Source organism: Metapseudomonas resinovorans (genome assembly GCF_002003485.1).
In the GTDB taxonomy this organism is placed as follows: Bacteria; Pseudomonadota; Gammaproteobacteria; order Pseudomonadales; family Pseudomonadaceae; genus Metapseudomonas; species Metapseudomonas resinovorans_D.
Genome location: NZ_BDMA01000102.1, coordinates 1 through 362, shown reverse-complemented (window position 1 = coordinate 362; position 362 = coordinate 1). Strand labels below are relative to the sequence as shown.

Annotated in this window: 1 protein-coding gene; it reads left to right on the top strand. The window is 62.4% G+C overall.

Features of this window, described 5'->3' with window-relative positions:
- The coding region (locus MnOB_RS28375) for an HAD-IC family P-type ATPase (protein WP_158713872.1) at positions 1–362 on the top strand (362 nt) is incomplete at both ends.

Here is a 362-nt window from a genome sequence, read left to right as displayed (position 1 = left end):
TGAAACCCAGGCGCTGGCCTTGTTCGCGGTAGCCGATACGGTAAAGGACACCAGCCGGGCCGCAATCGGCGAACTCCACGCGTTGGGTGTGAAGACCTTGATGTTGACGGGCGATAACCCGCACACCGCCGAGGCCATTGCCGCTCAGGTCGGCATCGATGAGGCCAAGGGCAGCCTACTGCCGACCGACAAGCTCAACGCGATAGAAGTACTGATCAAACACCAAGGCACTGTGGGGATGGTCGGCGACGGCATCAATGACGCTCCAGCGCTCGCGCGGGCCAACGTGGGCTTCGCCATGGGCGCCGCCGGTACCGATACCGCGATCGAGACCGCTGATGTTGCGATCATGGATGACGATC